This is a genomic window from Sagittula salina (assembly GCF_017813235.1).
Classification (GTDB): Bacteria; Pseudomonadota; Alphaproteobacteria; order Rhodobacterales; family Rhodobacteraceae; genus Sagittula; species Sagittula salina.
In genome coordinates this window covers 65,795-74,380 of record NZ_JAGISH010000018.1, presented here as the reverse complement: position 1 = coordinate 74,380, position 8,586 = coordinate 65,795, and the positions used below count along the sequence as shown (strand labels likewise).

General features: G+C 66.5%; 8 protein-coding genes and 1 riboswitch. Of the genes, 6 read left to right on the top strand and 2 right to left on the bottom strand.

Features of this window, described 5'->3' with window-relative positions:
- The first annotated feature begins 75 nt into the window (after window positions 1–75).
- Genes J5474_RS20775 through J5474_RS23040 form a run of 4 tightly spaced genes read left to right on the top strand, consistent with a single transcriptional unit; the run spans window position 76 to window position 3,004 of the window.
- On the top strand, window positions 76–930 hold the full coding sequence (locus J5474_RS20775) for an AAA family ATPase (protein ID WP_209363687.1): 855 nt from the start codon (window positions 76–78) through the stop codon (window positions 928–930).
- Entirely contained in the window at window positions 930–2,099 is a 1,170-nt protein-coding gene (locus J5474_RS20770; protein ID WP_209363685.1) for a vWA domain-containing protein, read from the top strand. Before J5474_RS20775 ends, J5474_RS20770 begins: the two co-directional genes overlap by 1 nt.
- A 10-nt stretch (window positions 2,100–2,109) precedes the next feature.
- The gene (locus J5474_RS20765) at window positions 2,110–2,898 is read left to right on the top strand and encodes an XdhC family protein (protein WP_209363683.1); all 789 of its coding nucleotides are present in this window, start codon (window positions 2,110–2,112) and stop codon (window positions 2,896–2,898) included.
- Complete coding sequence (locus J5474_RS23040; protein ID WP_280842539.1) at window positions 2,882–3,004, top strand: hypothetical protein; 123 nt, start codon at window positions 2,882–2,884, stop codon at window positions 3,002–3,004. Before J5474_RS20765 ends, J5474_RS23040 begins: the two co-directional genes overlap by 17 nt.
- A 79-nt stretch (window positions 3,005–3,083) precedes the next feature.
- Here the strand turns inward: J5474_RS23040 and katG are convergent, their stop codons facing one another.
- Window positions 3,084–5,282, bottom strand: a complete 2,199-nt coding sequence (gene katG, locus J5474_RS20760) for a catalase/peroxidase HPI (protein ID WP_209363681.1) — start codon at window positions 5,280–5,282, stop codon at window positions 3,084–3,086.
- A 231-nt stretch (window positions 5,283–5,513) separates the two neighbouring features.
- Here katG and J5474_RS20755 point away from each other — a divergent pair, with 231 nt between their 5' ends.
- The gene (locus tag J5474_RS20755; RefSeq protein ID WP_209363680.1) at window positions 5,514–6,407 is read left to right on the top strand and encodes a hydrogen peroxide-inducible genes activator; all 894 of its coding nucleotides are present in this window, start codon (window positions 5,514–5,516) and stop codon (window positions 6,405–6,407) included.
- A gap of 151 nt (window positions 6,408–6,558) precedes the next feature.
- A riboswitch (FMN riboswitch) is annotated at window positions 6,559–6,695 on the top strand.
- A 71-nt stretch (window positions 6,696–6,766) separates the two neighbouring features.
- The gene (locus J5474_RS20750; protein ID WP_209363679.1) at window positions 6,767–7,237 is read left to right on the top strand and encodes a 6,7-dimethyl-8-ribityllumazine synthase; all 471 of its coding nucleotides are present in this window, start codon (window positions 6,767–6,769) and stop codon (window positions 7,235–7,237) included.
- 91 nt (window positions 7,238–7,328) lie between these two features.
- On the opposite strand, the gene J5474_RS20745 is transcribed toward J5474_RS20750, so the two are convergent.
- Entirely contained in the window at window positions 7,329–8,564 is a 1,236-nt protein-coding gene (locus J5474_RS20745; protein ID WP_209363678.1) for a CoA transferase, read from the bottom strand.
- Between the last annotated feature and the right edge of the window lie 22 nt (window positions 8,565–8,586).

The window sequence follows — 8,586 nt, the reverse complement described above, 5'->3', positions numbered from 1 at the left end:
CCCCCCCGTCCGGGGGAGGCTCTGCCTCCCCCGGACCCCCTCCGAGGTATTTCTGAACCAAAGAAGAATGGACCGATGAACCGAGCGGAACTGAAGCGCGCGCTTTCCGGTGTTGGCTACGTGGCGGATGAGACGCTGGCCATGGCACTGCATCTGGCGCTGGCGCTGGGACGCCCGCTGCTACTGGAAGGCCCGGCCGGGGTCGGCAAGACAGAGATCGCGCGGGCGCTTTCGGAGGTACTGAAAACCCGGCTGATCCGCTTGCAGTGCTACGAGGGGCTGGACGCGGCCCATGCGATCTACGAGTGGAACTACCAGCGGCAGTTGCTGGCGATCCGGGCCGAGGCGGCGACGGAGGAGACGCTGTTTTCGGAGAAATACCTTTTGAGGCGGCCGCTGCTGGAGGCGATCTCTCAGGAGGTGGCGCCGGTCCTGCTGATCGATGAAATCGACCGCGCGGACATGGAGTTCGAGGCATACCTGCTGGAGATCCTGTCGGAATATCAGATCACCATTCCCGAGATGGGGACGGTGACGGCGACGACCCGGCCGGTGGTGATCCTGACGGCCAACGGCACGCGCGATCTGTCGGATGCTCTGCGGCGGCGATGTCTGTATGTCTATGTCGATTTCCCCGACCGGGAGACCGAGCGGGCGATCCTGCAGTCGCGCGCACCGGGGATCGAAGCGCGGCTGGCGCGACAGATCGTTGGCGTCGTGCAGGCGCTGCGCCGCGAGGAGCTGGAGAAGCAGCCCGGCGTGGCGGAGATGCTGGACTGGGCAGCGGCTCTTTCGGGGCTCGGAGTGAACGATCTGTCCGACGATCCGGCGGCGTTGCAGGCGACACTTGTCTGCCTTCTCAAGACCGCCGCCGACCGCGACGCCTGCCCGACCGAAGTATTCGCGCGCATTGTCGGAAAGGTGGCGTAATGCGAGCGACGCGGTTCCCGGAGCGGGCCAGGCTGGCGCGCCGCATGGCGGGATTCATGGCGCACCTGCGGCTGAACGGCATCGCCGTCGGCCCGACAGAAACCGAGGCGGCACTGGCGGCTCTGACCCATGTCGAGGCGCTAGATCCGGAAGACGCACGGCGGGCGTTGAAGGTTCTGCTGGCGGGCGATGCGGAGCAATGGCGCGGGTTCGACGGTCTTTTTGACGCCTATTGGTTCAACGCCGGGCGCATCCGGCAGGGTCAGGCCCACGCGCATGTCCGCACCCAGTCGGCACGGCCTACGCTGTGGACACAGCATCTGGGCGGTCCGGCGGAGGAGACCGGGTCCGATGACGCCACCCCCGGCGCGGGTGAAGGCGAGGCCGAGGGCAGCGACGGGCGTCTGATCGCCACGCGCACGGCCAACCTGTCAAAGCGCGACTTGCGCGACCTCATGGACGAGGTATCGCTGCGCGAGGCGGAACATGCGGCGCGGGCGCTGGCTCGGGCGATCCGCGACCGGCGGTCCCGGCGGTTGAAGCGCTCCGCGAACGGGCGGGTGATCGACCTGCGGCGCACGCTGCGGGGCATGGTCGCACAGGGGGAGCCCTTTGACCTGCCGCGCCGCACGCGGCCGACGCGCCCCCTGCGGATCGTGGCGCTTTGCGACGTGTCCGGGTCGATGACCGTCTACGCGCGCGTCTTCCTCGCCTTCCTCAAGGGCCTGCTGGATGCCGACACCAGCGCCGATGCCTACCTGTTTCACACCCGTTTGATGCGGGTGACGCAGGCCCTGCGCGACCATGATTCCCTGCGCGCCGCGACGCGGCTCAGCCTCATGGCCGAAGGCTTCGGCGGCGGTACCGACATCGGCGGGGCGCTCACGACGCTGGTGGAACAGCACCGCCACGCTCTGACCGGGCGCACGCTGGTGCTGATCCTCTCGGACGGCTACTGTACCGGATCGCCCGAACGGCTGGCGGCGGCGCTGGAGCGGCTGGGCAAGAAGACCCGCCGCATCGTCTGGCTGAACCCGCTCATGGGCTGGCGCGACTACGCGCCGGTGAATGCCGCCATGACCGCTGCTCTGCCCCATCTCGACGCGCATCTCCCAGCAAACACCCTGGACGCGCTTGCACAGCTCGAACCCGAATTCGCCCGACTTTGAGAGACCGCCCATGAGCAAGTTCGACATTTTCGACACCATCGCCAGCCTGCGCACCAGCGGGCGGCCCTTTTGCGTCGCCACCGTGGTGCGCACCGCGGACGTGACTTCGGCCAAGGCGGGGGCGAAGGCTGCCATCGCGGAGGATGGCACGATTACCGGGCATTTGGGCGGCGGGTGCGTCACCCGTGCCGTCCGCAAGGCCGCACAGACCGCCATCCGAAGCGGGGAGACCGCGATGATCCGCGTCAAACCCTCGTCGAAGGTCGTGGACCTGACCGAGGACGGGGCGCAGGTGTTTCGCTCCGGATGCCCCTCCGGTGGCACGGTCGACCTGCTGATCGAACCCTACGAACTGCCGCCGATGATCGCGCTCTATGGCAAGACGCCCATCGCGCGTGCCATTGCGCAGCACGCGCTGCTGGCCGGGTTCCGCCTCGCCTGTGCGCCCGAACTGGGGATGGAGGGTACACCGCTTGATGTCACGCTCGAAGACCATGCGCTGCGCCCGCAGGACTTCGTCGTGATCGCCACGCAGGGGGCGGGCGATCTGGCCGCTCTGAAGGCCGCTCTGGACAGCCCCGCGCGGCGCGTTTCCATGGTGGCCTCGGGCCGCAAGGCCACGGCGCTGGTGGCGAAACTCGACGATCCCACGCAGGCGCAAAGGCTGAAAGCGCCAGCAGGCCTCGACCTTGGCGGCATCGACCCGCACGAGATCGCCCTGTCGGTGCTGGCGGAGATCGTCCGCTGGCGGGCGACGGAGGCGCGGCTCAGGGAGGAACGCAATGAAACGACTGCTTGACTGGCTGCGCGCCCCCGCATCCACAGACGCCCCGGACCCAAAACCGGGCATGACATCGGAGGAAAAGGCCCGCCTCGCGCTGGCCGCCTTCCCGAAGTGCTGCTGACCCCGGCCCCTGATCCAACCCTCTGAAACGCGAAAGGCCCCCGCGAAGGGGGCCTTCCGTTTACGGGTCCGGAGACCGCTTATGCGACGTCGAAACGGTCGGCGTTCATCACCTTGGTCCAGGCGGCGGCGAAGTCCTTCACGAACTTCTGTTTGTTGTCGTTCTGGGCGTATACCTCCGACAGGGCACGCAGCTGGCTGTTGGAGCCAAAGACCAGATCGACCCGCGTACCGGTCCAGCGGTCACCGCCGTCGGTGCGGTTGGTCGCCTTGTAGACGCCTTCCTGGCCTTCGACCGGGGCCCACTGCACCGTCATGTCGGTGATTCCCTCGAAGAACTTCGTGTCGAGCACGCCGTAGTCACCATCGAACATGCCGTGGGTGGTGCCGCCGTAGTTGGCGCCGAGGCTGCGCATACCGCCGACCAGCACGGTCATCTCCGGTGCCGACAGGCCCAGAAGCTGCGCCTTGTCGACCAGCATTTCCTCGGCGGAGATGCTGAACTGCTGGCTGGAGTAGTTGCGGAAACCGTCCGCCTCCGGCTTCAGCGGCTCAAAGGACTCCTTGTCGGTCATCTCCTCGGTGGCGTCCACGCGACCCGGGGTGAAGGGCACGTCGACGGCGTGACCACCGGCGCGCGCGGCCTTTTCGACCGCCGCCGTGCCGCCCAGCACGATCAGGTCGGCAAGGCTGACCTTCTTCGCGCCTTGCGCGTCGAACTCCGCCTTGATGCCTTCCAGAACGCCCAGCACCTTGCTCAGTTGCTCCGGCTGGTTCGCCTCCCAGTCCTTCTGCGGGGCAAAGCGGATGCGGGCACCGTTGGCGCCGCCGCGCTTGTCCGACCCACGGAACGTCGCGGCCGAAGACCACGCGGTGTAGACCAGTTCCTGCACGGTCAGGCCGCTGTCCAGGATCTTCGCCTTCAGGGTCTCCACATCGGCGGAATCGATCTGCGGGTAGTCCGCCGCAGGCAGCGGGTCCTGCCAGATCAGGTCTTCTTCCGGGACTTCCGGCCCGAGGTAAAGGCACTTCGGACCCATGTCGCGGTGGGTCAGCTTGAACCACGCGCGGGCAAAGGCTTCGGCGAACTCTGCGGGGTTCTCGTGGAACCGGCGCGAGATCTTTTCGTAGGAGGGGTCCATGCGCATCGCCATGTCGGCGGTGGTCATCATCGGTTTCACGCGCTCGCCCGAGCCGTCCACCTGCGGGGCAAAGTCCTCTTCCTTGAGGTCCTTCGGCGTCCACTGCCATGCGCCGGCCGGGGACTTTGTCAGCTCCCACTCGTAGCCGAACAGCAGGTCGAAGTAGCCGTTGTCCCACTTGATCGGGTTCGCGGTCCACGGGCCTTCGATGCCGGAGGTGATGGTGAACTTGCCCAAGCCGGTTTCGTGCGTGGAGGCCCAGCCGAAGCCCATCGCCTCCATCTCGCCCGCTTCAGGCTCTGCGCCAACGAGCGAGGCATCGCCCGCGCCGTGTGCCTTGCCGAAGGTGTGGCCGCCAGCGGTCAGCGCGACGGTTTCCTCGTCATTCATCGCCATGCGGGCAAAGGTGTCGCGGATGTCACGTGCGGAGGCCAGCGGGTCGGGGTTGCCGTCCGGGCCTTCGGGGTTCACGTAGATCAGGCCCATCTGAACGGCGGCGAGGGAATTCTCCAGCTCGCGCTCGCCAGAGTAGCGCGAGTTCTCCTTGTCGGAGGTTGCCAGCCATTCGGCCTCGGAACCCCAGTAGACGTCTTCCTCCGGCTGCCACGTATCGGCACGACCGCCTCCGAAACCAAATGTCCGGCCGCCCATCGATTCGATCGCCACGTTGCCCGCCAGCACGAAGAGGTCGGCCCAGGACAGGGAGTTGCCGTACTTTTTCTTGATCGGCCACAGCAGGCGGCGGGCCTTGTCGAGGTTGCCGTTATCCGGCCAGGAGTTCAGCGGCGCGAAACGCTGCTGCCCGGTCGATGCGCCGCCACGGCCGTCCGCCGTGCGGTAGGTGCCCGCCGAGTGCCACGCCATGCGGATCATGAAGGGTCCGTAGTGGCCGTAGTCCGCCGGCCACCAGTCCTGGCTGTCGGTCATCAGCGCGGTCAGGTCCTGCTTGACCGCCTTCAAGTCGAGCTTCTTGAACGCTTCGCCGTAGTCAAAGCCCTCGCTCATCGGGTTCGATGCCGGCGCGTGCTGATGCAGGATGCCAAGGTTCAGCTGGTTCGGCCACCAGTCGCGGTTGCCGCGCACGGTAAAGTTCGTCGCGCCGTGAATCGGGCATTTGCCCAGTGCATTACCATCCATGTCAGGTCTCCCTCAGGTCATGGTCGTCATTTCCCGCGTGACGGAGAGTCACCGGGGTCATTCGGAATTCTGTTGTGCCGGTCGCGTACCGCGCAGGCTCAGGTCCTGCTTTGGCAGGGTTGCCCGCAGGGGGGCGCCCCCGTCTCCTCGTCCGTCAGTCTGGAATCTTTCTAACTCGGCTCGCCAATACATTTAAGTTGAAAGTTATCATGGCTGCGATAATTTTAGCCTATGATAAATGTTACCCTCAAACAGCTGCGCTACTTCGAGGCGCTGGCCCAGCACAGGCACTTCGGCCAGGCCGCCAGCGCCTGTTCGATTTCGCAACCGGCGTTGTCCGTGCAGATTCGCGAACTGGAGGCAGAACTGGGCCAGCCGCTGGTCGAGCGCGGCCCCCGCCAGGTGCGGCTCACGGCCTTCGGGGAAACTGTGCTGGCGCGGGTGCAGGGCGTCCTGAGACAAGTGGACGAGTTGGGCGATTTCGCCCGCTCGGCGCGCGGCTCAATGATGGAGAGGCTGCGGCTGGGCATCATTCCCACCATCGCGCCCTACCTGCTGCCGCGCCTGATCGGCCATATGGCGCTGGAGCTTCCCGACCTCGCCGTGCAGGTGCGCGAAACCCTGACGCCCCGGCTGGTGGAAGAATTGCAGGAGGCGCGCATTGATGCCGCGATCCTCGCCCTGCCGATCTCCGAACCCTCGCTGACGGAAGTCCCACTGTTCGACGAATCCTTCGTCTTCGTCCGGCCCAAGGAGGACGCGGAGAAACCGGTGCCCGATGGCGAGACGCTGGCGCAGATGCGCCTGCTGCTGTTGGAAGAAGGTCACTGCTTCCGTGATCAGGCGTTGTCGTTCTGCCGCACGGGATCGGCCGTGCCGCGCGACGGGCTGGACGGATCGTCGCTGACGACGCTGGTGCAGATGGTAGGCGTGGGGTTGGGCGTGACCCTGATCCCGGAGATGGCCGTGCGGGTGGAGGCGGGGTCGGCCCCGGTCTCCGTCGCACGCTTTGCGGAACCGCAGCCAAAGCGCACCATCGGCATGGTCTGGCGCAAATCCTCGCCCATGGACGCGCAGTTCCGCCGGATTTCGGAGGTGGTACGGAAAGTCGGGACCTCCGCCTGATCTCCGTTGACACGTCGCCCCGCACACGGGCTGCGCCCCCGGAAGTATTTGGACCAAGAATAGCAGACAGGGGCGTGTCCGTGCGACCCTGGCGCACGGGCCTGGGATGGCGCGGCCGGATTGACCGGGAAGCGCGGGATGGCTAACACAGGCGCATTCTCAGGGCGGGGTGGAATTCCCCACCGGCGGTTACAGCCCGCGAGCGCCCCCGGCCAGAAACCGGGGGGTCAGCAGACACCGGTGGAATTCCGGGGCCGACGGTCACAGTCCGGATGGAAGAGAACTCAGGTCGTCATCCGGCAGTCGGAGGGCAGTCTTTGGAATGCTCTGGGATCTTGTCATGAGAAAGGACCAGAGTGATGACAAAATCCCCCACCTTCGCCTTTATCAAGGCCCGCTGGCACGCGGATATCGTCGACCGCGCCTATGACGGGTTCCGCGCGCGGATCGCGGAACTGGCACCCGATGCGACGGTCGAAGCCTTCGACGTTCCCGGCGCCTTCGAGATGCCACTGCTGGCGCAGACGCTGGCCGCGACGGGGCGCTACAACGGTATTGCCTGTGCTGCGCTGGTGGTCGATGGCGGCATCTACCGCCACGACTTCGTCGCTCAGGCCGTCGTGTCCGGCCTGATGGAGGCCGGGCTGAAGACCGGCGTGCCGGTGTTCTCCGTCTCTCTGACGCCGCACCATTTCCAGCCGAAGTCCGAGCACGAGGATTTTTACCGGGCGCATTTCGTCGGCAAGGGCCGGGAGGCCGCCGAGGCGGCCATGGCCATGGTGGTAGTCAATGCCAACCTAAAGACCGACGCCCCGCGCGCGGTCGCCTGAACCGAAAGGAAACCGGCGAGGAGCGGGGGCGCTCCTTGCCGGTTTCCGACACCACGGCGGTGCAGGGTTTGCCACGGTGTATACCGTCAGCTTATGATGCCAGCCGCAGGCTGCCCGCCCCCTGCATGGCCACGCCCGCGTCCATCAGTTTTCCGATTTCGCCGGAGGACAGCCGCGCGACTTCTGCCAGAACTTCTTCGGTGTGCTGCCCCAGCACCGGCGCCGGGCGGGGCGCATCGCGGCCGAAACCGTCAAAGGTGAAGGGAGTGCCCGGCACCAGATACCGTCCGATCCCCGGTTGATCCATCTCCCGGAACATCGGGTTCTCGGTCGAAAGATCGGGATCCTCCGCCAGCGCCTCTGCGAAGGAGCGGAACACCGACCACGTCACGCCTGCGCGGTCGAAATCGGAGGCGAAGTCCGTCAGCCTGCGCGCGGCGAACCATGGCGCCAGCACCTTGGTGATCTCATGACGGCTCTGCCAGCGGGCGCCTTCCTGCATCAGATCGCGCCCCAGTTGCCCGGCGAGGTAGGCCATGTCCACCTCGGTGCCGGTCACGCGCATCAGGTTCTTCCACTGGCGGGCCGTCAGGGCGATCACCATGACGCGGCGGCCGTCGGCGGTGACGAAGTCCTGCCCGTAGGCCCCGTACAGCGCGTTACCGTGCTTCTCGCGCGACTGGCCGTTGACCTGCACCTCTCCGATGATGCCGAGGTTGCCCAGCATGGCCGCTGCCGCGTCCTTCAGCGTCAGGTCGACGAACTGACCCGCCTTTGTACGCAGGCGGTGCCGTTCCGCCGCCAACAGGCCGGATACGACCATGTTGCCCGCGATGCAGTCCCATGCGGGCAGCACGTGGCTGACGGGTTCCTGCGACCCCTTCGGCCCCGTGGCTGTCGGAAAACCCAGCGCGGGGTTGACCGTATAGTCCACAGCAGGGCGCCCGTTGCGGTCGCCCCTCAGTTGCACCATGCACAGATCCTTGCGCCGGGCGGAAAGCGTCTCGTAATCGGTCCAGCCCTTCACAGCGAGGTTGGTGATGAAGAGGCCCGCGTCCGGTCCGGGGGCGCAGATGATCTCCTGCGCGATCTCGCGGCCGCGCGGAGATTTGACGTCCAGCGCGACCGACCGCTTGCCCTTGTTCATTCCGGCCCAGAACAGGCTTTGTCCGTCCCGCGTCACAGGCCAGCGCTTTGCGTCCATACCGCCCTGCGGCAGGTCGAAGCGGATCACGTCCGCCCCCATCTGCGCCAGCGTCATGCCCGCCAGCGGCACGGCGACAAAGGCCGAACTTTCGACCACGCGCATTCCCGTCAGGATACTCATGTTGTCCACTCCCACAGGGCGT